Genomic DNA, 26,426 nt, shown 5'->3' on the forward strand with positions numbered 1-26,426 from the left:
TAAATAAGTACAAGTGTTTATTGATATTTACTTAGACTTCTCAGACAATTATACCCAGTGAGGTTAAGTTCGATGTCAGTCACAAGAGTAAACATCAAGGTAGTTCCACAAACACTTGATGAGTTTTATCGATTAGCAGCAAGAGGGGAATTAATTTTACTACTTGGTTGCCAGTCAAAATGGATGAATTCATCGAGGAAGAAAAAAAGATTGAAGAATATCGAGAATAAAAAAGGCGCTCATCATTGGGTGCCTTTTTATATTAATTTATAATGGAAAAAATTTATTTTTCAAAAAAGGTTGTCGATATAAAGAAAGACTAATATTTTTGGAGGAACTTATGATTAAAAAAGAAAAAGTAAAAACATTTTTGAAGTATACTGCACCTTTACATTTAGCAACTTGGGAACTTACAGAAAAGGCTATTGATAAGGTGAAAAACGAAAATTACAGTGAATTAGAAGAATACATGAAAAGGGAAGAATTTGTTCACAAGCTAAAGATGCAACAAGCAAAGATTGAACAAGAGTTAGCGATATCAGAAAGAATTAGAACAGCAGAAACAGTAGAAATTGAAGAGGTCTTTGATAGTAAAGGCAATGGATCGGTAGGGTTAGGTGTAACTGAGGGAGAACTAAACCTAGGTTTAAAAGGTAGTGGGCAAAAAATGACTAAAAGAATTATTCGCTTTATTGGATTTCAAGAAATTGAAGAGTTTATAGAAGAGGAGAACTTATAAAAATACAGTGTCGTAATTCTATGCATTAGTGTTAAGAATAACTTACGATTATTTCCAATTTAAATGTATTGTTTGATAACTATAAGAGTGGACTCTCAGTAGATCCCCTAACGCATAATGAGTATGAACGATTAGTAGCAAAGAAGGGAAACAAATTCTCTACTTGGTTGAAGAGATTTTTAAATGATATGCCTTTCTAGAGTCTGAAAAGCCAGTTTTAAGAGCAGATAGTCATATCGAAGCAGAACATAACAAAAGACTTTCTAAAGAGGATTACGATAGAAAGTTAGCTGAACAACAAGCTGCTGATCATACTGCCGCAGTAGAAGAAGCAAAAAAACTTGATAGATATAAAGAAATTGAAGGGAAAATGTCTGCATGTTATTCAATGGGTTACAGCTAGAAAACGGTGGCGGACCAGCTAATCCAGATGGCAATTGCTAAGAAGATGGATTTGGTAGCTACTATAGGGCGGTAGAGTTAGAAAAAGATGAGAATGATCGTTGGGTAGAAGTTGAGGAAGAGGGCATGTAACTATGAGGGATACAGGAGTTAATCGTTTGGAAGGAAGTCTCATGAGAAAATTAGAATACACAGATAAAAGTGCTATTTATTTAAAGTGGTCCGCGATATTTTGTAGTTATTTCCCACTTTGTGTTTTGGGTTTGCTATGTGATAAATGAATAACAATTGATGAGAATGAGTTTTAATTTTGTGAAAAAACTTGTCAATCTCTCAGCACTTACCGAACTGAGGGGCAGACACCACCATCCCCGATGGAAAAATAACATTACTTTTACTTTTACCTTATTAACCACAAACCAGGAGGACAACTAAAATAAAAAAAATTATATTATTTCTACTTACTATTACTGCTATCTTTTTTATAACGAAAGGGTTGTTACATATGTTTTGGTATGGTCCTTTGTATGATGTTAAATCTTTTTCTATTTTCTATGGCAATCCTACTGAACAAAAGGTGCAGGAACTTAAGGAATTTGATGCGGTTATTTTGGAGCCCACAGCCTTTTCTAAAGAGGATATTACTAGTTTACAAGAATCAGACGTTAAGGTATTCGGCTATGTAAGTCTCATGCAGCTAGAAAATTGGAATGAGGAGCTGAAGAAGCATATTGCTGATTCTGATTATGCTGAGCTTAATGGTAAACGAATTTATATTGAAGAATGGGATACCTATGTGATGGATTTGCGTGAGTCACATTATCGCGATGCATTGCGGTGGAAGATAGATAACTATGTGATAGCAAATGGACTTGATGGCGTGTTTTTTGATACGGTAGATGATCTTGACTCCTATTTTCATGAAGATCAAGAAACGCAGCAAAACATGAGGTCAGGCTATGTGTCTTTACTAGAGGAGTTAAAGTCAGCATACCCAGAATTATTAATTATCCAAAATCGAGGGTTTGATACACTAAAGGCTGCTTCAAAGCCTTATATTGATAGTGTGTTATGGGAAGGGTTTAAGGCTAGTGATTTGCAGGAAAGTGAGTGGGCAAAAACTTGGCTGAAGTATTTTAAGAAAGAGCAATTGTTAGGGAAAATACGGGTACTTACAGTTGTAACAGATGAAGAAAGCCTTAAGCTGAGCAAGAAGCAACGTTTTCCTGCTTTTATGCGTACAGGTGGAACGTATCAATAATAAAGAAGTGGGGGTGTAATAATCCCCCCCACTTATACCGCATAATCCCCGTTATATTGAACTAATGAAACATCCTGCACACCTTCAAGATCACCTAATTTATTCATAAATGAAGTGTTATCAATTTTCAGGCGGATTTCGGCAGTTATTTCCATCATGTTTTTCCGCACTACCTTTGATTTAAGGGTATAATCTAGCTTTTGCAATTCCCGTTTCACTTCATCATTTGCTTCCTCAGTGTAGTGGATAACAAGTAAATATAATGTATCTGTATGTTTTTTGCGTGATAAAACAACGATAACAGCACCGATGATCACAGCTCCTAGTAGTGTGAGGAGATATAAGCCCGCTCCACTTGAAATACCTGCTGCAATGGCCCAAAACATAAACACAACATCAAGTGGATCTTTTATCGCTGTTCTAAAGCGGACAATACTTAGAGCCCCAACCATCCCGAGTGATAGAACAACATTTGTACTTATTGTCATGATCACAAGTGATGTAATCATTGTCATCACTAGAAGTGTGATATTAAAGCTAGGACTATATAACACTCCTTTATAGGTATATTTGTACACAACATAAATAAAGGCACCCGCCATAAAGGCAGTTAGTAATCCTAGTAAAATATCAAGTGCTGCTAGATTTCCAAACATATAATCATTTAAAAAGCTATTTTTTATCACGTCATTGAATTTTGTTACATCATTTCCCATTTGTTTCCCCTCTTTAATTACCGTGATATTGAATTGACTTCATCCGGCATAACACATATTTTGAAATCGCTGATCGATTGTGAGCACCAAGCTGAAGAACAGCACGAATATATTCTGGTAAAAATTCATCATATTTCACTTCAAGAATCATCTGTGAAGGTGGTAACACTTCTGTTGAGCTATTGTTGGGATTAAACAAGTCTGTTGAATTTGTCACAACACTCAATTCCTTATCAAAGGTAATTCTCACATTACTAATATGGCCGATATATGCTTCACGAATATAATCAACAATCACACGTGGCCGCATATATTCACTATTAAGATAATGATAAAATTCCTTATAAAGTGGCTGCTCTTTATTCCTCAGAAATTCATAATCCCAATCAAGCAGCTTCAGGTATTCCTCTTTTGAAATGGATACAGATGTTTTTAGGATATATTCTCCCTGCCTACTTTTCTTCTCAAGCTTTATGACTTCATCAGAACGGTTATATATCCGAATTCTGAATTTCTTTCTTCGCAGTATTCCATAGTTCTTTTGGAATAAATCATGATCATGAATATTATCAAAATAAAGACTTCTAATTAAATATCCTTGTTGATCAATTGAGTGATTATCCTGTTTTAAGATAACACCTATCTTATTACGCAGAATCAAGTAGTCTTTTTCCGTAATATAATATTTTAATTCATGGCGGAACTTCTTCATGAGCTCGCTCCCTTTGGTACAATAATTTCCTGAACACCCCAGTGAATAATCCTCGCATTGTCTTTATAATAATCGAATGGAATTTGAGTATGACCTTCTTCATCCGTTACTAATACACGCCAATAATATCGACCAGGTTTGAGGATATCTGTTTCGTAGGAAAACTTCTTCACATCTTTTATATCAAGTATCGTTGACTGAAATGTTGGCTCAGTACTGATTTGAAGGTGATAGGTTAAAGTATCTTCCTGTAGATCATGAGAAGTTTCCCATTTGAACACATCTTGATCTTTCTCCCTTTGGTAATGGAGAAATATCGGCATTGGGAATTCCAGCGATTCTTTGTATAAAGATTGATATCTTGTTGCCACTGTTTTTAGCTTGTTGTATGAGGAATCAAATTCAGAAGCTTCAATTCCTAAATATTTGAGATCTGGATTTCTTAAAGTGTAAGGCTTAACAACCGGTCGATATTCTTCAATCTTTTTAGCCATTGATTCTTCATTGATGATTGCTGTTAGTTCATCCATTTTTTTTGATAGCTTTTCTACATTTTGCGGATCTCGTAAATACCTCTTATGAATAACTGTTCCCCAGTATCGTTGAATCCCTAAATGCCAGCTCGGAAAATCATCTGTTCTTTCCGCATCACGACCAAGGGCTTTATCAAAATCCCACGGAATAAAGTACCACTTCTCTGAATTAAGTGGACTGTATAAATAGTAATTCGTAGACATCGTGTCATAATTACCAAACATCACATTAACCGCCAGCCATGTGAGATAATTTTCTTCATTAAAGTATTTTGAAAACACTTCATTAAATGGCTTTGACATGTCATTTACATCATCTAACATCGTAAGTAATTCTTCATGCTGTTCACTACCACTTATTTTCAAAACAGATTCAAATGTTTTTTTATTATAAGCTGGATCATCTGAGAGCTTCAGTTGGTCGTGATAACGATAAAATTCAAAGTTCTCTGCTTTATACAAATGTCCATCAGGGTTAAGACCACGAGCCGCTAGTGCTTTTTCATTAAGCTGCTCTACATGTGTATAAAGACCATAATCAACAAACTCATCACCTGAGTTAGGATTCGTCATATCTTTAACATGTAATTGAACAAAATCCGTTCTCAAGCTGATAAGATCGGGAATTTCTTTAAAAAAGTCAAATGCTAATTTATTACGCACTCTAGTCACATCATCTGCATGCTTATTTAAATTCAGTACAGTTTGTCCATACCATAATCCACCGTTATCACTTAAGCGAATTTTATAGGATTTCTGTGCTTCAAGACGACTAGAGCGACCTCTTAACTCAATACTTGCATTTGGAGACGATTTCCCTAGATCAATAAAGCCATTCTTTTCAGGACCTTCTTTCGTTCCTGTTTCAAATAAAATGTTCAGCTTTGGTCCATCATCTAGATTGCTGTATTCTTTATACGATTCATTTAATTCATAGAAACTAATGTCGTTATCTGGTACACGATTTTGATCAAAAATTGTTATATAAACATGCTTCACTTTATTGCCGTTATGACCTTCGTAAACTCGTTTATCCTCAACAAGTGAATCCTCAGTTTTTTCCACCTGATTAGCTTTACTATTTTGCTTTGTAGTAGCATTTTGTTGATTGGTAGGAGCTGTTGAATAGCTCTTCATCACCAACAGAAGGATAAAAACCGCAATCACGGCTAGTGATGTTTTAAAATATGGTGGTTTTTTCATGCTGATCCTCCTATTCTTCAAGACTACCAAACCTCTTTAACAGCCGCTCAACCCTCGTTATTTTTTCTTTATAAACAATTGGCTGCGAGCAGAATGTTGTGTAATCAATTTCGTTTAATCTTGAGATCAAAATGCGACAGCCCAGATATAAACTAATAATCGCAGCGACAAACATGCCTCCTCCATATTGATTAAACAATCCCATGAAAAGCAGGGTAAGAAGAAAGCTTAATATTGTGTACGAACCGATGAGCCAAAAAGCTGCTTTTTTTTCATCAAAATAAAGCAGGATAAGAAAGAAAGTAATGATTAAGCTAAGAAACCATGTTCCTAACACAACAATCATAAATATATCAATTTGATCTTGCGTCATTCCGAGAAATGGTAGAAAGCGTACACCTAAAAATAGAAAGGCGACAGCTACCAATAGCTGTACCTGTGACATAAACAAAATCTCATGCTTTAACACTCGGTACATTTCATTTTTGGCATTTTCAATATCCTGCAGAGGAAACCCATTTAAAATGCGGCCATAATATTTTTTATACGCTTCATAAAAGGTTGTTTCAACTGTAACCATAAATAAGATGAGTGCAGGCAAAATACTTAAATAGGCATAAAACACAGGCGTATCATAATAAGGTGCCATCACAAACGTTTCTTCCACAATTATTTTGCGATCGCCAAACCAAACAGCTAAATTATGAGCATATAAGCCAACATAATAAAATAGCCCGATTAAAAATAAATAAGGATGTTTTTCAAGATACGTTAAAAAGTGAAAATATTGTTTATTATTCACTTGGAAATATTTTGAGATATCATGCATGAGCTTTATAAGAATGATGAAAAAGCCAGCAATAAGACCAAATAATATCGCATTTGCTGTTAAGTAGCCTAGTAGAGCTGTTAACACCCAAATAATGATGGTTGAAACTAGCACTCCTATAAGATAGCTTTTAACAATTTTCTTATAATCCTTAAGTGCTGATACATACATGGATAAAATCCAAATAATACTTAGCTCTGTGAAAAAGAGGTAGGAAAGCAATTTAAATAATAATGGCAAAGGTGAAGACCAATAAAATAGGATAGTACTAATAAACCCTAAAAACACAATAATTCCGATTGTGCCAAACATAGAGGAAAGGACGTTTTCTTCTTTTTCAATAAATGTTTGGTCTGCCACATATCGTGAAATGATAAAAACAAAGCCACCTGTGATAATTTGCGAAAAGATAAATGCGTATTGAATAGCTGCCATAAAAATAGTGATTTCTCTAGATGGAGCATTCAAGAAAAGTAGCCACTCTCTTGAGAACGTAATAAGTAAAATGGTCAGAAGCATTGGTCCTACAGCAGTTATTGTTGAGTACCCGTATGCACGAAGCTGACCGAAAAAATGAGATTGATCATATAAGGTTTTAAGTTGAAAGCCGATTCCTGCCATACCTTGTTAGTTCCCCCATCTTTCGTAGCATTCATTATAACGACGAACCATTAGTGCTAATGAGTAGTAATCTATCACTCGATTTCTACCATTTTGTCCATATTCAATACGCTTGTTCTTATTTATTAACAAATTGATTAGCTCTTGTGCTAGAAGGTGGAAATGCATGACAGGTACAACGCTTCCTGCCCGTCCATATGGATCATTTGCTCCTAAAAGCAATTCAGAGCAGCTCCCCACATCAGTTGTGACATATGGAATTCCCATTGCCAACCCTTCAAGTATGACAAGTGGCTGTCCTTCACTGATGCTTGATAACACTAATACATCTAGAAATTCTAAATATACTTTTACATCTGTTTCACCAGTGAAGATCACATTCTTTAATTCTAGATTCTCCACAAGATCAAGACATTCCTCATAGTAATCTTGATCTTCATTATGTGGACCAATGATATAAAAATAAGCATTAGGAATCTCCTGTTGAACAATAGCAAAGCTTTGAAGCATTGTTTTTATATCCTTTATTGGCACAACACGAACAATTCCGCCAACATGTAAGCCATCTTTTGACACTCGGTTTTCTATATTAAAGCGTGTTATGTCAATTCCGTTTGAAATAATAGATGTTTTCTCTTCCCGGCACCCTATTTCTACTTGAATTTCACGATTTTTTTCAAATAAAGATGTTACTTCATCGGCATAGTTGTAAGCACAGTTTGATAAATTATAAAAATAATCAATCCATATATCTTTAAAATACCCTTTAATCCATGATGATTTTATGATTTCCTCTTCTCTCTCACGTGTATAAATCCCATGTTCTGTTAGGACATAAGGCTTTTGATATTGATGTTTTGCTAATGCACCAAGTACACCAGCGTACCCAGTAGAAACACTATGATACAAATCAGCTTCTGGTAGTTTTTGATTCATACAAATAAATAGCGGCAATACCATAGAGCGAAGTGCCCAAAACATATCTGTAAAAGGAACAAAAGCAAATCTTTCCTTACAAAGATCATACACAATATCAAAGAAATCTTTACTTGCTAAAAAGTTCAAGATCGAATCAATTCGTTCACTAACAAGTAAATCAAATAGAATGGGCCAATTTATTTCATCTCCCCCTATTAAGGAGCTAAATGCCTGCTTTTCTTCAGGTGTAATACTGTATCGTTTGCCTGATACAATTTCTTCCGATAGAAATGAATCAAGGTGAATATCATACACCTCGACTAAATTTGCAGGAGCTTTATATTTTCGTATCTTCGTATTTTCCTTTTTAGCTGATATCGATAAAATGATAAACTCGTGCTGCGGCAATTGTGTTAATAGGGACTGTGCCCAGCTTGAAACTCCGCCTGTAACATATGGATAAGATCCTTCTGTTATTAAACAAATTCTCATCGTTATCATTCCAATCTAATAGTAAACGTTAATTGATTTGTTTCGATTAAGTAAAGATTTTGACCAACATTTGTTATTTTGCCGTTTTCTACAGAAGAAACTGGCTTTTCAGATGAAAAGAAAAAATAAGCTGGAGCATTTAGTTTGTTAAGATGAAAGGTAATTTCATCATTTGTATGCTCTTCTGTTACGATATTTTCAACATAGTTTTGCACATCATCCAGCGTATCAGATACTTTCACATATCGTAGCCATGGAACATCTTTTTTCAGATTGCTTTGTAGCTCTGAAAATTGCTGTAGGTAATCATCTACATCTTCATCCTGCAATAACAGCTGTGGTGTTACTGCATGTGATAAAAAACCTGTTGTAAAAAGGCCATTATAAGCAAGCCATTTTGAATAAGAGTCAACTTGAAAGCCTTGAAGCTGTCTAGGTAATACAGCTGTATTCTGATCAAATAGTGATGGCTTTTCGACATCAGTCATAATCGTTTGTAAATCAGGATACACGTCTTTTATCACGGTATAATGAGTTAGGTGGTCACTCTGCTTGACAGGTATATATGTTTTTATTTCATATCCCGGTAATGACTGTTCTAATTGATCAGATGTCATCGTCATTTGTTGCTTAACAGCTGATACTTCCAGCCCTTCAATTGGAGCATTAGTATATCCTTGAAGTGCTAACTCACCGCCCATGCGCAGCAGTTCTCTTCCGTAAACAATTGTATTCTCTCTTACTCTATCTAACTCAAAGGCTTGTTTTTCTGCTTTCATTTCATCATTAGCAGCAACAAAGGATGCTGTGTAATTGAGGTCATACTTCGCTTCTAGCCTCTGTAATTCTGACCAAACAACATGACGCATGAAATTTTCATTCGTCATTCCCGAATCTTTGTGTATATTGTTATTTGTTTGGAATGGGAAGCCCTCTAAAGCTGTCACCTTTGCATTTACAACTGGATAAATAAAGGTCGGAACCATAAGCTGAATACCCTTTGTAAAAAGAGCACTTTGCGAAGCATCTGCTAGTATCGTTCCGTTAAAGAACACAAATTTCCCATCACCATATTTTGAACTCCATAAAAGTGGTGTACCATCTGATGATTGCGCAATTAATGAAGCTTGTTTGCCAATTCTGGCTGACAATGAAGAGTTACGAATATCATCAGATGGAAATGATTGACCTTCTGATGAGGTAAAGAAGGGTTCAGTGAGCTCGATCCCACTTGTTTCAATGAAAGCACCCATTTCCACCATTCCGATTTGTTGATAAAGAGATGCTAAGCCTGATCCCGGAGATGGTCTTATCGCAAAAAATATACTTCCACCTGTTTCTACATATGAAAGTAGTGACTGTATATCAGGTAGATCATCGATTTTTTCTGTTGCAATAATAATACCTTCATACTCAGTTGATGTTGTGAAATTTTCATTAATTGGACGGGTTTTTACCTTTTTACCCATTTGTGTGAGATTATTTTCTAATGTCTTGACCAGCTGTGGTTGATCTTCACCCACAAGTAATAAAAAAGCTGGCTGATGATAAGAGGCCTCGTTATTTTCTGAGCTTTGAACGGTTGATACTGGCTGAGCTTCATTAAAATAACGATATTTCAATAGCAAATCAGAACGAATCATCATGAAAAACAGACCGATTATTCCTACAAAAATCATCATAAAATAGACGCTTTTTTCAATTTTAAAGTTGTTGTTCATATTCATCACCTTGAAGCCAAAAACGAAGCTGATTCAGCTTATCAGGAGAAAGCTTAATATCTGACGAGCGCAGCTTGTTCATAACTTGTTTAAATTCACTACTATTTCTCATTGAATAATGAACATTCAAGGCCGAAAAATAAGCTTCCTCTTTATCAGGAAAAACCTCAAGAAACTGTTTCGTTGTTTCCAAGGCAACTCGATGTTCATTCAAAATAATCGCTGATTCTATTTTTTCAATAAAGTTTCTTTCATCACTTGTTGGCGAAATATTAATTAACTGATCAAGCGTCTGATAATAGAGATAGGTATACTTCTTTCTTGTTTGTTTATCTAAGAATTCAATTCGAATATAATGCTTTAAAATATCACGATAAGCCTCAAGAGATTGAACATCTCCATCATCAGATAGAAGCTGTTCCTCAAGCTGACGCATCGTTTTCATTAAGTCACTTTTCACCTGCTGAACCGCAGTTGCCGCATAATGAGATGTTTCTGAATCATCACTTTGAAGAGCAAGCTCAAGTGCATCTACATTTTTCAGAAATTCACCCTTTAGCAAATCGATCAGAATTTTCCGCTTTGTTTTATTATCGTTCAAAATAAGCGCATCGTTAAACGGGATAATATCCGTTTCTTCTTCAATATCAGGTGACTTTAAGACAAAATCATCAAATTGTACACGTCGAAGAAGCCAATCCGGAAGATCATTTTTCGAGTACATTTTCCTCGACATGCTATAAGTGATAAACACACCAAAAAACGGACAGGAAAGAAGTATCATTGCTCGTAGCACAATTCCTTTTCTCTTTAAAACAACCAAAACAATGATATAAATAAAAACTAAAAGATAATAAGCAAAAAGAATTTTACCCAGCATTTATCACTGCCTCCTCCTCTTGGAGAACAACTAATATTCCTTTGCTCTGGAATCGTCGAATCACAAATGTTGCGTCTTCTTTTGTCGCATTGGAAAGAAGAATAAATAATTGATCACTTTCATCAAATCCTAAATGATCATTCATTCTTAGAAGGGAACCAATATTCTGTAAATTTTCAGCTGAGTGATCAATTGTCAAAACCTCTAGTTGTACAAAAGGGATCTGTAATTCTTGAAAAGCCTTTTGCTTATTTTCTAGAATTCGTTGAAAATAATAAGGTCTTAATACATTTGTTCCTTCGATAAATCGCTCACTATTAATTTCATTCACATATTCATAAGCTCTGCCGACTGAAGAAGTGATAAGTCGACTCACGACATCAACTAAGTTACGATATGAAAGTGTTAATCTATTAAATTGAACATCATGGCATGTAATGACTGCAACGGTTGAACCTTTTTGTACAATCGGTGAAATGAAAAGTGGTTCTTGTGCTTCAAGTGCTGTATTGTAATAGATTTTCTGCTCTCTAATCGCTCGATCTAGAAGGGAACCTGGTATCATTTTTATTGAGGCATCAGGCTGGAAGGTACTTTCTACCGATTTAACCGCTAGTCTCAAATATCCACTAGATTGCACAAGATAAATCGCAAATCTACTTGATTTAAGAGATCTTTCCAACACAGAAATCGCTCCAGTAAATAATGCCTCTGGCTCAAGATTATCAAGCTGTTTGACAGATTCGTAAATTTTCCCTACTCCGTCTTCCGTTCGTAAAATTTGCTCTCTCATTTCTTCTTTTACCTGAAGTGTATCTTTGTAAATTGATGATAAAAATGCATATTTAGACTGTGCTGAGGCTAATTCATCTTTCGTAAATTGAAGAACAATTTTCCCTCGCTCAACGCTGTAGCTACAAATAAGTCCAACTAATAAATATATTGTTAGGGTTGCAAGTATTGTATTATCAACAAATAAAGAGGTCCAAATCCTACCTTCTCCTGCCATGGTATAAATTTGAACGCCTATTGCTAAAAAGGCAGCTACCACCATTTGTGTTTTTTCAAATAAAATAGCCGCTAGCAAAATATATATAAGCCAAATATCAACGGTATCTACAATTGGGGTTAACAAAAAAGAAAGACCAAAAAACATGGCAAAAAGAACGATATTTTCATAGAAAGGCAAAAACGGAATTTTCTTCACCTTTTTTTCTTTTTCCGTCTTTACAGGTGCTACAAACTGATTATCTTCGTAATAATCAATTACCTTCGCAAGTCCTTCCTCAAGCAAATACTTTGGTACCCAATCTAGATCTTTTTTGATTTTCTGATTATCCAGATTCGACCTCTTGATATCACCTAGGCGACTTTCGATATTCTGTAAATCTGTAATAGGATAAAGCTTTCCCATCTCTTCAACCAAACGATTAATACTCACTTCCGTACCAGTTGACAAATTATAGATGCCACTCAATTCACTACTAACTCCACGAAAAATTGCTTCAGCAACATCACTCACATATATAAAATCACGTGTTTGTTCACCATCACCATGGATAGTGATTGGTTCTTTCCGAAGTACTACATTGGTGAAATGAGCAATAACACTACTTTCTTCGCTCAAATGCTGCCTAGGACCATACACATTAGAAAAACGATAAATTAGTGAAGAAACACCATACAATTCATCCCATTTTTGACAATACTGCTCGCCAGTTAATTTGTTTAAGCCATAAGGAGAGATTGGATTTCCCTTTTCATCCTCTCGTAATGGTAAATTCTGATTATCTCCATAAACTGCTGCAGAAGAACAAAAAACAAATTTCTTCACACCATGGACTTTTGACAAATTCAACATATTAATTAGTCCGAGAATATTTGTTGACGAATCAGTGACAGGTTCATCGATTGATCGCTTCACATGCGTTTGTGCTGCACAATGAATCACAACATCTATACTGTGAGCCTTAAAGAACTTTTCACACTGCTCATCTTCGATATCAATGATCAGTGATTTATGACGGAAGTTAACATTCTCTTTTCTGCCGGTTGTTAAATTATCAATAATAAAGATTTTGTGATTTTCTTTATAAAATCTTTCTGCCACAAAGGAGCCAATAAATCCATAACCACCTGTGATCAAAACGTTCATATCGCATACCTCAATAGTATATTTTTAAAGAATTGTTGATGATGAAACAACTTATGACAAAATGTGCTAATTTCTTTCAAAATGAGTCATTATTACCATCTAATAGTAATGGATAAGAGTTCTACTGACAATCACAAATACTCCCATGTGAACGTTTATTTATGTGGGTGTTATTCTTAAATAATTTAGTTATGAGAGGGTGCTTTATTCCTGTTAAGGTAAAGGCGAGATTCTAGTAAAGAAAAGAATGGTAGAATAACTTAATTTTTGAGGACTCTACTTGGAATGTAGTTCAAAAGGAGGGTCGGTACAATAGCAATACAAAATTTGTTAAATAATGTAAAAATGGATTTATATGTATTTACTAACATAAAACCTCCATTTCGTATAAGTTTTTTTAACCCTTGCTTTACTCCCTATTTAAACAAGAAAAACAAGAAATTAGTGAGAGAAGAAGTGCTTATTTTTCAATGTTTAAGATGAAGTGATAACATAATGAAAATCTAGTTTATTTCTTTCAATTTCATCATCGTGATGGAAAATGCCGTTTTGTTTGTTATCTGATAGATACCAATAATTTTCAGTTGGTTTTTATTTTAAGTTTTACCTTTATTAAAATTTCAAACATTGTAGGATTTTGGTCTATTTATTATATTGAATATACCTAAGGTAACCTTACTGCTTATTTGCTTGTTTATAACCATATTATATTATGTTTATACAGTAGGAATCATTTGATGAAGGTTATTTTGCCTGTTCCTCTTAGGATGTTATTTGAGGTAAGTTTTTAGGCCATTCTAAAATGATAAAAAGCCACTTTTGAAGGTGGCTCCTTTACTTAGTTTGGTAATAATCCTGCACCAATTAGACCTGCCTTTTGATCTAATAAGGCTGGTTTAATATTGAGTACGGCCTTTAGACTCGGATAAAGATATTGCTTTGTTTTCTTAATCAAGGGATCGAGGATCAAGTCTTGTGACTTCATTACACCACCACCAATGACGATGATTTCTGGATTTACAGTATGAACTATGTTTGCGATTCCTATTGCAAGATAGTTAACCACTTCGTCTAGGATTTCCTGTGCTGTTTCGTTTCCTTGTTCTGCAAGCTGAAACACCCCTTGAGCACCATTAGTAATGTTAAGTCTTTCCTGACCCATTCTTCCGATGGCTGTACCACTCGCATGTCCCTCTAGAGCACCTCTGTTGAGACCTAGTCCTTGGTACGCGTCCAGGTTTGGGTTAACAATCATATTCCCAATTTCCCCACAATTCCCTTGTGCACCTGATACTAGCTGACCATCGAGGACAAATCCCCCACCAATTCCTGTACTAACAGTGATAAAAAATACACTACTCGCACCTTTTCCTGCCCCTTGTTTCGCTTCAGCTAGAGCAGCTGCGTTTGCATCGTTTTCTAATTTAACAGGTAGATAGGTTTTTTCTTCAAGGATTTTCACTAATGGGATATTCACCCATCCTCTAAGATTTGGCGGCTCTATGATTACCCCTTCATGAGGGTTAAGTGGACCTGGTGCTCCAATGCCCACGGCTTTAATTTGATATTTATTCTTAATTGAGTTAATTGCCTTAGCCATGATACCAATTGTATATTCAGGTCCTTTTTCTACTTCTGTTGGACAATTTTGTTCTTCAATTAGTTCTCCATTTTCCTTAAATACACCAATTCTTAAATTTGTTCCACCTAGGTCAATTCCGATTGTGTACATGGGTGGCCCTCCTTTTATTTTTGTAACCTTATCGATTAGCATTATATTAACACTAGTTTAACAGTTCTTCATGATATTTAGAAATCGTTTTTTCTTTATATTGAAATTAACTGGGTAATAGACACTGTCTTTCATTCTATTGTCGGAGAAAGAAACTAATTAACTCCTGTTGTTTTGAAAAATAATGGTAGACGAAAAATGAAGAACGTACCATTTATTCAAGAAAATCATCTGGTCGGCACGGAAAGGCTATCTTTTGTTAGTCTATTTTCACTGAATGGAATCTAAGCGAAAAAAGAAGCACAATCTCGACTCGACTGTACTTCTTCATGAGTGAATTTTCAAGTAATTGTGAATACGGACTTTAGTTGTTTTTTTCTTTATGTAGTATATAGATCATGAAGATAATAATAGTAGCTGTTCGAAGTTATTTCACAAATCAAATTGATGTTTTACTTTCGCAATTTCTCGTTCATTGCGAACAGTCTTTTCCCATGTATGTTCATGGTCTGCTGCAAGTGAATCCAATTTGCTGATGATTTCTTGGTGGCCTTTTTCATTTTCATTCCGCATAAGCGTCATTTCTTCTCGGAATTTTATTTGTTCGTCTTTCATTGATGAAAATTCTTGCCTCATTGTTGTTTGCTCTCGTTTTATTGAAGTTAAATCTTGCTTCATTGTTGATTGCTCTAGCTTTATTGATGTTAAATCTTGTTTCATTGATGATTGTTCTTGCTTTATTGATGTTAAGTCTTGTTTCATCGATGTTTGATCTTGTTTCATTGATGTAAGATCTTGTTTCATTATTGTTTGCTCTTCTCTCATTAACACTTGATCTTCATGGATTTTTCCAACCTTTTGAATCAATGTTGCTAGCATTTCTTCAATACGATTTAATTTTTGTTCCACTGCTTTCACCTCCCTCAACATTATTTTACAAGTTATTTAGAAGTATTCCTAATGAAATTTGATGGAAATGGAAAATTGAATTTTGTGGAAGGTTCATCTTTTCGCGCGGAACTGTCTGTCAGTTGGGTAAGGTATTGATGTAAAGTGAAATACTGGATTTGTCGAATTTTGAAGAATCGAAGACATTTTCGGAAAATCGAAGATAAATTTCTATAATCGATGATATTTTCGAATAATCGAAGACAAAATCAAAAAATCGACGATAAATCGTATGCAGCCTAAATTTTTGATGAAATATGACGTTGTTTGAAGCATATTTCAATAAAAATCAGAGTAGCAAAAGCCCCTATTTTTTAAAAAGATTAAAAATCTGATACAAATAAAATGAAAAGTGGTCAAATCAATGATTGAATTACCTTTTTTCCCAGAAAAGCACAAAAAAGCGTACGTGTCCCCCAACTAAGGTACAGATAACAAAAAAACGAGCACCCTCGGCGCTCGTTTTTTCAAGATGCATATACTTTTTTCAATTGGGATACTAGATCTTCTATAAATTCAATGGTCGTGACGTTGTTTGTTTTTTCACCTTTGTCGTAGGCACTTAATAGAATTTGTAGCAGCTCTTCTTGTTTCAGCTGATTTTCTTTCATATTCCACAAATATCCTTTCTCGTTTACATTTTCAGACAATATGGGACTATTATACTTGTATTCTGACAAGCTTGCAAGATGTTAATAAATGGTACTTGTGAACATTTTCTAACAATAGACTGTTCGAAAGTAACTTTCTTTTTATGTCCCCGATTCAATCTTGGTTGAAACCTTTTTGATCAACGCATTTTGAGTTATAATGAGAGAATTAGGGTTTTTATATCGCATTAATTTTTTTACATATATATTGTCTTGGAGCAAATTGCGCTTTTTAAGACGTTTTTAGCGTGTATGAAAGGGGTCCATTCTATATGCTTGGTCGGGAAATTAGTAAGGAACTTGTGCTAGGTGCCGGTGAACAAATGAAACAACTGCTTTCTCCCCATAATGAAGATGATCGAAATTTAATTAAAAAGGGACTTATTTTATTTCGTCAAGGCAGTATCTATAATGTGAACACAACTACTCATACTGTTTCTGCAAAGGTACAGGATGTCACAAGTGTCCAGGTTGAGCTTGATTTAGATGATGTTGTGATGAGTACGTGCACATGTCCTTCTCAAGGTATTTGTCGACATCGCATCGCTACTTTTCTTTATGTATATGCAAGTGTAGACAGAGTCGGTACATTCGTTGATCTTTGGAAGGAAGAAAAGTCAATCGATGATGTGCTTAAACATGTTCGGAAAGCAAGCTCCTTTTTAAAGCCTGATAAAGATTATGAAGATTCCTCCTTAGCTAGTTGGATTGCTTTTTTCAATCGTGAGTATGATGAATGGGCTGAAAATGTCACATCTCAAAATCACCTGTTTCAAAGCTTGTTTCTTCATTATTACTCTAATCTTAAGAAAAAAGCACCAAAGTCTCCTGAGATGAAGCAATTTTTTATCGTGCAAGCTTCTGTCACTGTGTTTTTAAAAATTCTACAGCTTATTAATGAGACGAAGCCAAGTGACTATATGTTACAGCATATTATTTTTCCTTATATTGATCAGCTGATTGATAATGTTCAAAATGCGATTGCAGAGATGAAGCGCTATGCATTGCCGTTTGCCCTTGATCCACTTTTAGTTGATAGTGTTGAACGCTTTCGAGAGCTATTATTCACAAGTAAAGATTATCAATATGAACGAACGAGTTTATATCAATTATTATGGATTGAGCTTTTGCGCCGAGATAAGTTTATTTCCATTGAACGTGAGTGGCTTGAGGAACGACTAGAGCAAGAGGAAAAAACGAATGATTCTTATTCCATCGAAATGGAGATTGCGTTAATGCATATGGATTTTCTTCAATCTCGTGATGAAGATATTTTTCATTCGCTTGAAAACTTATCGATTACGGCTTTACCTTTAACATTTAAATGGGTTGAAGATATTATGAAAAAGAAAAACTGGAAACGACTTTCAGGTTGGGTTTCTTATTTATTAAATCATGCAACAGAATACATAAATAGCACGATTCCTTTTGAGGAAAAACGATATACGGTGCGTTATATGATGAAGCTGATTCAACAATATGCTTTAGCGACAAAAGAAGATGGGCTGTATGAAAAGGCGTGCCGAAAAATGCTGCCTTTAACATATGCCGAATATCATGATTTATTACTAGAAAAGCAGCAGTATAAAACCTGGGTTGAATTGCAAACTTTAATTGGCTTTACCATTGATGAAATGGATTCTTATCTTTTAAAAGAAATTGAGAAAAGTGAGCCCGGTATTCTTGTTCCGCTTTATGTAAAATCTGTTCAAGAGCAAATTGCGCTGAAAACGCGTGAAAATTATAAAATGGCCGTTCGATATTTAAAACGAATTAAAGCACAATACAAAAAGCTCAAGCGTGAAGAAGTGTGGGAAAACTATATTAACCAACTCGCAATTGAACATAAGCGTTTACGTGCCTTTAAAGAAGAGTTAAAGAAAGGGAAGCTGATTCATGATTAATACAGTCAACATCATTGTTCATGCTGAAAAACTTGAGAACAATCATTTTTATGTCTACTGTACGTCTGCACATGATGAAACACCACTTGGAATTGATGAATTTAAACGCTACCTTTTCACATGGCATGAATCATCTTTTTTCGGTACAAAACTGGAAGATATTAGTTATATTGGTATCCCTGCTGTTCAGCTAACACCTTGGATGATGGTCGAATTGCTTGGCAAAGAAACCTATAACTCACTTGCAACTATTTCTTTTTCTGAGGATACGGAAAAATTGGCGAATGATGCTCACATCATTTATGACACGATTAGCAATGGTGACTATCTTCCTGACTTTGAAGGCTGGAAGCAAGGTGTTACCCGCTTTAAAGATGCTAAAAATGAATTAAGTGGTTTTGCTCTAGAATGGTTTTCCGCTAGTATGAATGATCTGATTGAAAATGATACCATTCTCCATGATGCTTGGCTGGATATCATCGATGAGTACCCTGTTTTAATAAGCTACCTTGGTCATTTTATTGATGAAACGGACTTTCTTGAGAAAATTGGTTGGCATAAAGATGATACGCCATTTACCGTTGGTTTACGCTTAAATGAACCAGAGTTAGATGGCGAGGATTGGCAGCTTGAAATCTTGCTGCGGAGTAAGGACAATGAAGATGAAATCGTCCACTTTCAAGGCACAGAAAATCTTCCGAAAAAATGGCGTCCCTTTACAGATAAAATTGAACGAGAACAAGATCGGTTTGCAAATGTTGTTCCTTGGTTAAGCTTTCAAACGGGCACAACCTTTATCACTGAAGATGAAGCGTGGTTATTTTTAACAGAAGCTAGTGAAACATTAATCAATATGGGGATTGAAATTCTGCTTCCTTCTTGGTGGCAGGTTGTGAAGGAATCTCAGCTCATGCTAAAAGCGAAGGTCTCTTCTTCACCAAGAGGACAGTCCTTTGTTGGTATGAACTCATTGATTGATTTTAACTGGAGATTTGCGACAAATGGTGTGGAAATGAGTGAAGAGGAATTTACCCAGCTCGTTTCACAGCAACGTCGTCTTGTGAACTTTAGAGGACAGTGGATTAAGCTAGATCCAGCTTTCATTAAGCAGGTTCAAGCGATTTTGAAAAAAGCAGATCGTGAAGGCTTGCATTTATCAGATATTTTACATCAAGAGCTTACTGCAAAGGATATTGATGAAGATCAAAACGAAATTCTTGATGCACGAGCGTTCGCGAATATTCAAATTGAGTTAAATCAACAAATGAAAGGTATGCTTCGTAAGCTTTCTGATACAAGTGAGCTGCCGTCACATGATATTCCTAGTGATTTTCTCGGAACACTTCGTCCATATCAGCAAAACGGTGTGGATTGGCTGTTATTTTTACGAAGTGTCTCGTTTGGGGCTTGTTTAGCAGATGATATGGGATTAGGAAAAACGATTCAGATGATTGCTTATTTTTCTTATGTGAAGGAAAAAGAACAATCTGAAGCACCATCACTCATTATTGCCCCAACCTCTGTACTCGGTAACTGGCAAAAAGAATTTGAAAAGTTTGCTCCACATCTTAAAGTGAAACTTCATTATGGTGCAAATCGAGCAAAAGCGGAAAAGTTCGATTCATCGATCTCAGGTTATGATGTTGTACTCACTTCCTACGGTTTATCTCATGCTGATTTTGAAGAAATGTCAGCAATCACGTGGAGTACGGTTTGTCTTGATGAAGCGCAGAATATTAAAAATGCTCATACGAAGCAATCGCGTGCCATTCGTAAGCTTCGTGGTCAGCATCATATTGCCTTAACTGGAACACCGATGGAAAACCGCTTAACAGAACTATGGTCGATTTATGACTTCTTAAATCATGGTTACTTAGGTAGTTTACATAGCTTTCATAAACGCTATGTGCTTCCGATTGAAAAAGAACGAAATACCGAACAAATTGAACAGCTTCAGCGTTATATTAAGCCATTTTTACTGCGAAGAACGAAGCGTGATGAACAGGTTGCTTTAAATTTACCTGAAAAACAGGAGCAAAAAGAATATGTTCCACTATCCATTGAACAAGCGTCACTTTACGAGCAGCTTGTGAAGGATACATTTGATCAAGTAAATTCTCTAGCTGGAATGCAGCGTAAAGCGTTGATTTTAAAAATGCTCGGTAAGCTCAAGCAAATTTGTAATCATCCTGCTCTTTATTTAAAAGAACAACAACCAAAACAGTTATTAACTCGCTCTCATAAAATAGAAAAATTGATTGAACTAACAACATCCATTCGCGAGCAGCAAGAAAGCTGCCTGATTTTCACTCAATACATCGGGATGGGCGACATGATGAAGAATTTATTAGAAAAAGAGCTTGGAGATAAGGTGTTATTCTTAAACGGAAGTTTGATGAAAAACGAACGAGATCGCATGGTCGAAGCTTTCCAAAACAAAGAATACCCAATCTTAATTCTTTCTTTAAAAGCTGGTGGAACAGGCTTAAACTTAACAGCAGCCAATCATGTCATTCACTATGATCGCTGGTGGAATCCAGCCGTTGAAAATCAAGCAACAGACCGCGCCTACAGAATCGGTCAAGAACGATTTGTTCATGTTCATAAACTAATCACAACAGGAACAATCGAAGAAAAAATTGACGAAATGCTCGAAAAAAAGCAATCACTAAACGATGAAATCATCCAAAGTGAAAACTGGATCACAGAGCTATCATCAGATGAGCTTGAAGAACTCTTTTCATTATCGATGAGTTAAACATACCAACAGAGGAGTTATTTTATAATGGCAAAGCAAAAAGCGAAGAAGCCGGAAGAAAAAAAAGCACCACAATGGGAGAAGCTTGTCAAATTAATCGAAAAAAAGGTTCAGAAGTAAAAGCAGCGCGGCAGTCATTTGACTGTCGTTTTTTATATTGGTCGTGCTACTTATACTTCTAGTCTTTTTTCAATATTATTGAGCTTTGTGTCGTGGATACCTGTTTTGCTGCTTAGATAGTCTACGTCCGTTCTTAGTTTGTGTACATCCGCTGCATAAATTGAAAATGCGTCTCTATGTTGCTCTAGTTCTGTTTCTATTTTCACAAAGTGACTGCGGAATTCAGATGATAGGTTTTCAATTGTGGTGATTAGCTGTTGTTGGCTTTTTTCTAGATTTGTAAGTCTTGTGTCAATTGATACAAACCTTTTGTCTATCGACTCAAACTTTCTATCGATTGATTCAAACCTTTTGTCTATCGACTCAAACTTTCTATCGATTGATTCAAACCTTTTGTCGATTGACTCGAATTTCTCTTCAATTACAGTAAATTTACTATCAATTGATTTCATAAAAGCTTTTAATAACTCTTCCATTTGGATATCCCTCCTATTGGTATTATTATATCATTTTTATGCTGTGAACTACCCACACTACTTTAATACAATTCTTAATTATATTAATTGGCTTTGTCTCTTATATAATTCTCATAAATTTCATTAGCCCAGAACTCTGAACCCATATGTTGTGCCCACTCAATATCACGATATATCTTTTCTTGAACTTCTCTTGAATAAACAAATTCCATTGCTTCATTAAAACCCAAATGATACTTCAATTGTAAAACACGTGCAATTCGATTTTGAAATTTCGGAAATCTTTTTTCTCTTTGGAATTTCATGCTTTCTTCAAACTGTTTGATTAAAAATTGTTCGTGTTTCATATTTATCATCACCTTATTTCTGTTTTTAATAAAGACTCTTTTCTGAAAGATTGTTGCTAATTGACCTAATTATGCAGTGGAAACATTGTTGTTATAGCAAAATAGGTACTATCTTATGAAGAAAAGATGCCACTATGCTTTATATAGTGCTGTTTACTTGGAAGTGTTAAAGCAACAAAGTTTACGAAAACAGCCTTAATAAATTTAGCTTTTAAGATCACATTAAAAAATTGGCTGATTGCCCATAATAAGCAATCAGCCACATGCAAAGGGGAGGTAAGGGGACACCATTGATTCTTTTTAATACAGACACTTGTGAGGTTACTTCTTACTTATTCTTGTTCAACTAATTCGCGGGGCTTGCTGCTCATAAATCGAACAGAGTCAGCCACAACTTCTGTTACGTACACTCTCGTTTTTTCTGCATTTTCATAGCTTCTTGTTTGGAGTCTACCAGAAACACCTACAACAGATCCTTTTCGGCAATAGTTTGCTGTGTTTTCTGCGGTTCTTCTCCATACTGTGCAATTTACAAAATCAGTTTCAATTTCTCCAGCTGAATTTTTGTAATTCCGACTTACAGCAAGTGTGATGTTTGCAACAGGTGCACCTTCTGCTGTATAACGAATCTCAGGATCTTTTGTTAATCTTCCTACCAAAATAATTTGATTGATCACTGCATTCCTCCTTTCTTTTTGTGTACATTCGTATTGTAATAGATTACACACATTTGGAAAAATGAGTAAAAATTGATTATCACGAGCAAGCTTGCGTTGAAATGCTGATATTTCTTTAAGAATTGATTTTTTTCTAGCAATAAATTCTATTTTGCGACAAAATTACGTTATTTTCATAAATTATTTTCTAAAGTATCTTGTAGTGGTTGTTGAGTATTTAAAACATATGAATGATGTTTTTCTCCAGTGAAGTTTATGTTTTGTAGAATACTCTGAAACGGATAGGAAGAAAGAACAGCGTCATTAAGAGGTGCTATTGTGAAGTGTTTTTTCATATCATCCCATTCAAAATATTGAATCGAGAGCTTGCGTTGCTTTAATTGAAAGATGATACGCAACATATTATTTTTATCAAACGTTTCATATTGAATGTCTACTGTTGCATCCAAAGGGACACGGAAATGATAGTACTCTGTATTTTCTAATGTTTTTTCTGCTAATCTTAATATGGCATCATCGTTATCCCTTTCTCGCACCTTCAAATGTTGATCAGATTTAATAGATTTAAATTTTAAGGCCATCATTTTTACTCACCCTCATTTCCAATTTTATACTGTAAGTATATTCCAAGCTGGTTTTTATCTACATCTTGCCCAAAGGTAAAATTCCGCTATATTTGACAAAATAATAGGAAATACGTCATTCATCTCCCTCACTCGTCAGATTCTTCATGATTTCTCGATATAGGTCGATATATCTAGAAATGTACAGTATTTGAACAATCTATCCATTGATCTCAATTCGTACATTTCGATAGAAACTTCTCCTTTACGATAAAAGTAAGCATGGTGAAGGGATTTGTGATTCGATGAGAGAGTTAGAAAAATTCCAAATGAATCTAAAATATTATCGAGAGAAAAATGGCTGGTCACAGGAGCAATTGGCTGAAGTGATTAATGTGTCACGACCTGTTATTACCCGACTCGAAACAGGTGAACAAGAGCCTGACTTATCCTACTTACTTTCATTAAGTAATGCATTAAATGTCAGCATTGATCATCTTATCGGTCGAGATCAGCAATCAAATGAATTTTTATATGAAGTTTACGGAAAATACAATGCAGATGGACAACTATCTCATATTGTTGATTATTTAATAAAACAACCGAAAATGGTCTCTATTTTCGAGCAATTATTACTAGTCAAAACGAAGGATCGAAAGCTTATTGAAGATATGATCATTACAATTATCGAAAAATCTACGAAAATCTCAGAGTAAATTCTTGAGATTTTTTTGTTGTCATTTTCATATGGTATACTAAAGAAAATGAGCCGATTGAGGGTGATTGTGATGAAAACATTTAAGCTTGTTAATTTGAAGATGGGACAAGAAGGTATGAATGAGGAAGAAGCTAGCCCAAAGGAAATACCTTTAGCAGATGGTCTTATTGTCAACAGAGAAGATGGAGAAAATTCCTGGCTAATTGAAGCATTAATTCCAAACGAATTTCAGTCATATTTTCAAAAATTGATGGAAGCCGAAACAAAAGAAAAAGTGTATGTAACCATTTCCAAAAAAACCAACGCACCCGCTCAAATACTCGCACGGGTTAAAACCATTGTTCCACTCGATGATCATATTTCCATCTTACTAGATGGTCGCCTTTTAACATCAAGACCCATCCATGATCCTGAAGAACTGCTGCAATCCTTAATGGAGCAAGGACTAACAGGGGACGCCTTAATGAAGGAATTCAAGCTAAACATCAATCAACGTAAAGAAACGACAAGATTATAGAGTATTAGATATTGAGGATGGGACATAACTTAGTGATTAAAAAAACCCAAAGTTATAGCTTAGCGGATGAAATATACGTAGACTCCTGCGGGATGAAAAGCATCGGCTAGACCCCACAGTGCGTAGCACGAGGAGGCTTGCCTGCTTCCCGCGGAAAGCGAAGTATATTTCAGGAGCGACATTAACTACACTGGCAACCATTGTTTGATTACAATTTTTTAAAATACTTTTGCCCCATCCTGTTTTGTACTCATAAAAAAGCCCGGAACTCCTCAGCAAGGCTGTTCCGGGCACAAATTTAAAAAACCTTTTTCCGATCACGTTCATCCTTCAATATCTCAACCGCTTCTCTAAAGCGTTGTGAATGAACAATCTCTCGTTCTCTTAAAAACGCTAAACTATCATTTAAATCAGGATCATCTGACATATTAATAATCCACTGATAAGTTGCTCTTGCTTTTTCTTCTGCAGCAATGTCTTCATATAAATCGGCAATTGGATCACCTTTTGCTTGAATGTATGTTGCAGTAAACGGTGCCCCTGCTGCATTGTGATAAAACAATGCCGAATCATGATTCACATAATGTGGTGCAAGTCCTGCAGCTTTAAGCTGTTCTGGTGTCGCATCTTTTGTTAACTTATAAATCATCGTTGCGATCATCTCTAAGTGAGCAAATTCCTCTGTTCCGATATCATTTAATAAACCAACCACTTTATCTGGAATCGTGTAGCGCTGATTTAAATAACGTAACGCTGCCGCTAACTCCCCATCTGCCCCACCATATTGTTCAATTAAATATTTCGCCAGTGTTGGATTACATGTACTTACTTTCACAGGATATTGGAGCTTTTTTTCATATACCCACACTTAAATCCATCTCCCCTCATATGTATGAGGTCGGAAACAGTTCCGACCACTTATTTTTAAACTTGCCAAGGCCACGGTGCTGTACCCCAAGACCAATTCGCATCCGCAAAACTACCGCCAAATTGCTGCAGCATACCAAACTTCGATTCAAAAACCTGTTTAAGTTGTTTGCTATTTACAGCAGCTTGATTAAATTGCTGTAGCGCCTGAATATCGTCCGGGTGTGTATCTAAGTAAAGGGTTAATTCCACTAACACAAAATCAATAGCCTGAATTTCACCTAACAACTGGTAATACTCATCTGGCAGTTGTTTACCACTCAACATTAACTACCCCCTTTTTGCTTCATAAGGATTTTTATAAGGATCATATAACGCAGGCCAAAGTGTACCCCTCTTTAGCGCCGCTTTTGGAGGAAATTGTTGTAGATTACGTGGTTGAAAACCCATATACAAATGAGGTGGAGTAGAATAAAATTTCACACCAATAGGAGGACAAGGATCAAAACGACTATGAAACGGCTGATAGGTTTTCATATACGTAAGCTGCTGCTCATAAGGAGCATTCACATTTTTCACCATTAAACACCTCAATTTTTTAAAATCATCACCTTTTAAACAGGTGCTCTCTTCTATCCTATTCAACAACTAATCTCAAATATGTATGTTTTTTGATGAACAATGTGTTGGGACGAACTTCGGGGGAGAAGATTTTGGATATTTTGGAGATTTCTTCTGGAAAGTGGTGCTGTTTATTAATATTTGACCATCTTTCACATCACGGTCCTTGAAAATTGACTAACTTTCCTCCTATTTGTGCTTTTTACAGCGTTTAATTGGCTCTACAAGATTAAGTCCATATAATTGTGTAAAAACAAAGAGTCATTTTATTCCTTCTTGTCAACAATGTTTTCAACGACGATAAACAAAGAGAAGAGGAATAAAAATGACTCAATTACAGTTTAAC

25 protein-coding genes are annotated in these 26,426 nt (G+C 35.3%); 7 read left to right on the plus strand and 18 right to left on the minus strand.

What is annotated here, in order from left to right; genetic code table 11:
* Positions 1-72: 72 nt before the first annotated feature.
* The 3 genes from LC076_RS18190 (at position 73) to LC076_RS18200 (ending at position 2,402) form a co-directional block, all read left to right on the plus strand.
* Positions 73-273, plus strand: coding sequence for a hypothetical protein (locus tag LC076_RS18190; RefSeq protein WP_226670508.1), 201 nt, complete (start codon positions 73-75; stop codon positions 271-273).
* A gap of 67 nt (positions 274-340) precedes the next feature.
* Positions 341-739 carry a hypothetical protein gene (locus LC076_RS18195; protein WP_226670509.1) on the plus strand — a complete coding sequence of 133 codons (399 nt, stop codon included), beginning with the start codon at positions 341-343 and terminating at the stop codon, positions 737-739.
* Positions 740-1,646: 907 nt separating this feature from the next.
* Positions 1,647-2,402 (plus strand): endo alpha-1,4 polygalactosaminidase, encoded by a 756-nt coding sequence (locus tag LC076_RS18200; RefSeq protein WP_226670510.1) that lies wholly within the window; start codon positions 1,647-1,649, stop codon positions 2,400-2,402.
* A gap of 32 nt (positions 2,403-2,434) precedes the next feature.
* Here LC076_RS18200 and LC076_RS18205 read toward each other — a convergent pair whose 3' ends face one another.
* The 11 genes from LC076_RS18205 to LC076_RS18255 form a co-directional block, all read right to left on the minus strand.
* Complete coding sequence (locus LC076_RS18205) at positions 2,435-3,118, minus strand: DUF4956 domain-containing protein (protein ID WP_226670511.1); 684 nt, start codon at positions 3,116-3,118, stop codon at positions 2,435-2,437.
* Between the two features lie 13 nt (positions 3,119-3,131).
* Positions 3,132-3,830: a polyphosphate polymerase domain-containing protein gene (locus LC076_RS18210; protein ID WP_226670512.1), complete on the minus strand. Its 699-nt coding sequence runs from the start codon at positions 3,828-3,830 to the stop codon at positions 3,132-3,134.
* Entirely contained in the window at positions 3,827-5,566 is a 1,740-nt protein-coding gene (locus tag LC076_RS18215) for a CotH kinase family protein (RefSeq protein WP_226670513.1), read from the minus strand. Before LC076_RS18215 ends, LC076_RS18210 begins: the two co-directional genes overlap by 4 nt.
* Before the next feature lie 10 nt (positions 5,567-5,576).
* Positions 5,577-7,016 carry an exopolysaccharide Pel transporter PelG gene (pelG, locus tag LC076_RS18220; protein ID WP_226670514.1) on the minus strand — a complete coding sequence of 480 codons (1,440 nt, stop codon included), beginning with the start codon at positions 7,014-7,016 and terminating at the stop codon, positions 5,577-5,579.
* A 6-nt stretch (positions 7,017-7,022) separates the two neighbouring features.
* A complete protein-coding gene (gene pelF, locus LC076_RS18225) occupies positions 7,023-8,426 on the minus strand; it encodes a GT4 family glycosyltransferase PelF (RefSeq protein ID WP_226670515.1) in 1,404 nt (467 codons plus the stop codon).
* 5 nt (positions 8,427-8,431) lie between these two features.
* The gene (locus tag LC076_RS18230) at positions 8,432-10,147 is read right to left on the minus strand and encodes a DUF2194 domain-containing protein (protein ID WP_226670516.1); all 1,716 of its coding nucleotides are present in this window, start codon (positions 10,145-10,147) and stop codon (positions 8,432-8,434) included.
* Positions 10,131-11,027 carry a hypothetical protein gene (locus LC076_RS18235; RefSeq protein WP_226670517.1) on the minus strand — a complete coding sequence of 299 codons (897 nt, stop codon included), beginning with the start codon at positions 11,025-11,027 and terminating at the stop codon, positions 10,131-10,133. Before LC076_RS18235 ends, LC076_RS18230 begins: the two co-directional genes overlap by 17 nt.
* On the minus strand, positions 11,017-13,182 hold the full coding sequence (locus LC076_RS18240; protein WP_226670518.1) for an NAD-dependent epimerase/dehydratase family protein: 2,166 nt from the start codon (positions 13,180-13,182) through the stop codon (positions 11,017-11,019). Before LC076_RS18240 ends, LC076_RS18235 begins: the two co-directional genes overlap by 11 nt.
* 838 nt (positions 13,183-14,020) lie before the next feature.
* Positions 14,021-14,914, minus strand: a complete 894-nt coding sequence (locus LC076_RS18245) for an ROK family protein (protein WP_226670519.1) — start codon at positions 14,912-14,914, stop codon at positions 14,021-14,023.
* A 432-nt stretch (positions 14,915-15,346) separates the two neighbouring features.
* Positions 15,347-15,823, minus strand: coding sequence for a hypothetical protein (locus tag LC076_RS18250; RefSeq protein ID WP_226670520.1), 477 nt, complete (start codon positions 15,821-15,823; stop codon positions 15,347-15,349).
* A 506-nt stretch (positions 15,824-16,329) separates the two neighbouring features.
* Positions 16,330-16,473: a hypothetical protein gene (locus tag LC076_RS18255; RefSeq protein ID WP_226670521.1), complete on the minus strand. Its 144-nt coding sequence runs from the start codon at positions 16,471-16,473 to the stop codon at positions 16,330-16,332.
* 311 nt (positions 16,474-16,784) lie between these two features.
* On the opposite strand from LC076_RS18255, the gene LC076_RS18260 reads away from it, so the two are divergent.
* Positions 16,785-18,416, plus strand: coding sequence for an SWIM zinc finger family protein (locus tag LC076_RS18260; protein ID WP_226670522.1), 1,632 nt, complete (start codon positions 16,785-16,787; stop codon positions 18,414-18,416).
* Positions 18,409-21,174 carry a DEAD/DEAH box helicase gene (locus tag LC076_RS18265; protein ID WP_226670523.1) on the plus strand — a complete coding sequence of 922 codons (2,766 nt, stop codon included), beginning with the start codon at positions 18,409-18,411 and terminating at the stop codon, positions 21,172-21,174. The genes LC076_RS18260 and LC076_RS18265 overlap by 8 nt, the downstream gene beginning before the upstream one ends.
* Before the next feature lie 170 nt (positions 21,175-21,344).
* On the opposite strand, the gene LC076_RS18270 is transcribed toward LC076_RS18265, so the two are convergent.
* From LC076_RS18270 to LC076_RS18285, 4 genes are all read right to left on the minus strand, one after another.
* A complete protein-coding gene (locus LC076_RS18270; protein ID WP_226670524.1) occupies positions 21,345-21,770 on the minus strand; it encodes a hypothetical protein in 426 nt (141 codons plus the stop codon).
* An 83-nt stretch (positions 21,771-21,853) separates the two neighbouring features.
* Positions 21,854-22,117, minus strand: coding sequence for a hypothetical protein (locus LC076_RS18275; protein WP_226670525.1), 264 nt, complete (start codon positions 22,115-22,117; stop codon positions 21,854-21,856).
* A gap of 332 nt (positions 22,118-22,449) precedes the next feature.
* A complete protein-coding gene (locus tag LC076_RS18280) occupies positions 22,450-22,794 on the minus strand; it encodes a single-stranded DNA-binding protein (RefSeq protein ID WP_226670526.1) in 345 nt (114 codons plus the stop codon).
* Between the two features lie 173 nt (positions 22,795-22,967).
* Complete coding sequence (locus LC076_RS18285; protein ID WP_226670527.1) at positions 22,968-23,378, minus strand: hypothetical protein; 411 nt, start codon at positions 23,376-23,378, stop codon at positions 22,968-22,970.
* 284 nt (positions 23,379-23,662) lie between these two features.
* Between LC076_RS18285 and LC076_RS18290 the strand changes: the two genes are divergently transcribed.
* Together LC076_RS18290 and LC076_RS18295 are read left to right on the plus strand one after the other, a co-directional pair.
* Positions 23,663-24,073, plus strand: a complete 411-nt coding sequence (locus tag LC076_RS18290) for a helix-turn-helix domain-containing protein (protein WP_226670528.1) — start codon at positions 23,663-23,665, stop codon at positions 24,071-24,073.
* A 72-nt stretch (positions 24,074-24,145) separates the two neighbouring features.
* Positions 24,146-24,592: a YwpF-like family protein gene (locus tag LC076_RS18295; RefSeq protein ID WP_226670529.1), complete on the plus strand. Its 447-nt coding sequence runs from the start codon at positions 24,146-24,148 to the stop codon at positions 24,590-24,592.
* Between the two features lie 298 nt (positions 24,593-24,890).
* Here the strand turns inward: LC076_RS18295 and cotJC are convergent, their stop codons facing one another.
* Genes cotJC through LC076_RS18310 form a run of 3 tightly spaced genes read right to left on the minus strand, consistent with a single transcriptional unit; the run spans position 24,891 to position 25,996 of the window.
* Positions 24,891-25,460, minus strand: a complete 570-nt coding sequence (cotJC, locus tag LC076_RS18300) for a spore coat protein CotJC (RefSeq protein ID WP_226670530.1) — start codon at positions 25,458-25,460, stop codon at positions 24,891-24,893.
* Positions 25,461-25,516: 56 nt separating this feature from the next.
* Positions 25,517-25,786, minus strand: coding sequence for a spore coat protein CotJB (locus LC076_RS18305; protein WP_226670531.1), 270 nt, complete (start codon positions 25,784-25,786; stop codon positions 25,517-25,519).
* A gap of 3 nt (positions 25,787-25,789) precedes the next feature.
* Positions 25,790-25,996 (minus strand): spore coat associated protein CotJA, encoded by a 207-nt coding sequence (locus LC076_RS18310; RefSeq protein ID WP_226670537.1) that lies wholly within the window; start codon positions 25,994-25,996, stop codon positions 25,790-25,792.
* Positions 25,997-26,426 lie beyond the last annotated feature (430 nt).

Origin of the sequence: Metabacillus litoralis, from assembly GCF_020524045.1 — a bacterium.
Taxonomy (GTDB): domain Bacteria; phylum Bacillota; class Bacilli; order Bacillales; family Bacillaceae; genus Metabacillus; species Metabacillus litoralis_C.

Coding starts and splice junctions, on each gene's coding strand:
- LC076_RS18190 (WP_226670508.1), top strand. CDS start 73: ATGTCAGTCACAAGAGTAAACATCAAGGTAGTTCCACAAACACTTGAT.
- LC076_RS18195 (WP_226670509.1), top strand. CDS start 341: ATGATTAAAAAAGAAAAAGTAAAAACATTTTTGAAGTATACTGCACCT.
- LC076_RS18200 (WP_226670510.1), top strand. CDS start 1,647: ATGTTTTGGTATGGTCCTTTGTATGATGTTAAATCTTTTTCTATTTTC.
- LC076_RS18205 (WP_226670511.1), bottom strand. CDS start 3,118: ATGGGAAATGATGTAACAAAATTCAATGACGTGATAAAAAATAGCTTT.
- LC076_RS18210 (WP_226670512.1), bottom strand. CDS start 3,830: ATGAAGAAGTTCCGCCATGAATTAAAATATTATATTACGGAAAAAGAC.
- LC076_RS18215 (WP_226670513.1), bottom strand. CDS start 5,566: ATGAAAAAACCACCATATTTTAAAACATCACTAGCCGTGATTGCGGTT.
- pelG (WP_226670514.1), bottom strand. CDS start 7,016: ATGGCAGGAATCGGCTTTCAACTTAAAACCTTATATGATCAATCTCAT.
- pelF (WP_226670515.1), bottom strand. CDS start 8,426: ATGAGAATTTGTTTAATAACAGAAGGATCTTATCCATATGTTACAGGC.
- LC076_RS18230 (WP_226670516.1), bottom strand. CDS start 10,147: ATGAACAACAACTTTAAAATTGAAAAAAGCGTCTATTTTATGATGATT.
- LC076_RS18235 (WP_226670517.1), bottom strand. CDS start 11,027: ATGCTGGGTAAAATTCTTTTTGCTTATTATCTTTTAGTTTTTATTTAT.
- LC076_RS18240 (WP_226670518.1), bottom strand. CDS start 13,182: ATGAACGTTTTGATCACAGGTGGTTATGGATTTATTGGCTCCTTTGTG.
- LC076_RS18245 (WP_226670519.1), bottom strand. CDS start 14,914: ATGTACACAATCGGAATTGACCTAGGTGGAACAAATTTAAGAATTGGT.
- LC076_RS18255 (WP_226670521.1), bottom strand. CDS start 16,473: ATGAAAGAAAATCAGCTGAAACAAGAAGAGCTGCTACAAATTCTATTA.
- LC076_RS18260 (WP_226670522.1), top strand. CDS start 16,785: ATGCTTGGTCGGGAAATTAGTAAGGAACTTGTGCTAGGTGCCGGTGAA.
- LC076_RS18265 (WP_226670523.1), top strand. CDS start 18,409: ATGATTAATACAGTCAACATCATTGTTCATGCTGAAAAACTTGAGAAC.
- LC076_RS18270 (WP_226670524.1), bottom strand. CDS start 21,770: ATGGAAGAGTTATTAAAAGCTTTTATGAAATCAATTGATAGTAAATTT.
- LC076_RS18275 (WP_226670525.1), bottom strand. CDS start 22,117: ATGAAACACGAACAATTTTTAATCAAACAGTTTGAAGAAAGCATGAAA.
- LC076_RS18285 (WP_226670527.1), bottom strand. CDS start 23,378: ATGATGGCCTTAAAATTTAAATCTATTAAATCTGATCAACATTTGAAG.
- LC076_RS18290 (WP_226670528.1), top strand. CDS start 23,663: ATGAGAGAGTTAGAAAAATTCCAAATGAATCTAAAATATTATCGAGAG.
- LC076_RS18295 (WP_226670529.1), top strand. CDS start 24,146: ATGAAAACATTTAAGCTTGTTAATTTGAAGATGGGACAAGAAGGTATG.
- LC076_RS18305 (WP_226670531.1), bottom strand. CDS start 25,786: ATGTTGAGTGGTAAACAACTGCCAGATGAGTATTACCAGTTGTTAGGT.
- LC076_RS18310 (WP_226670537.1), bottom strand. CDS start 25,996: ATGAAAACCTATCAGCCGTTTCATAGTCGTTTTGATCCTTGTCCTCCT.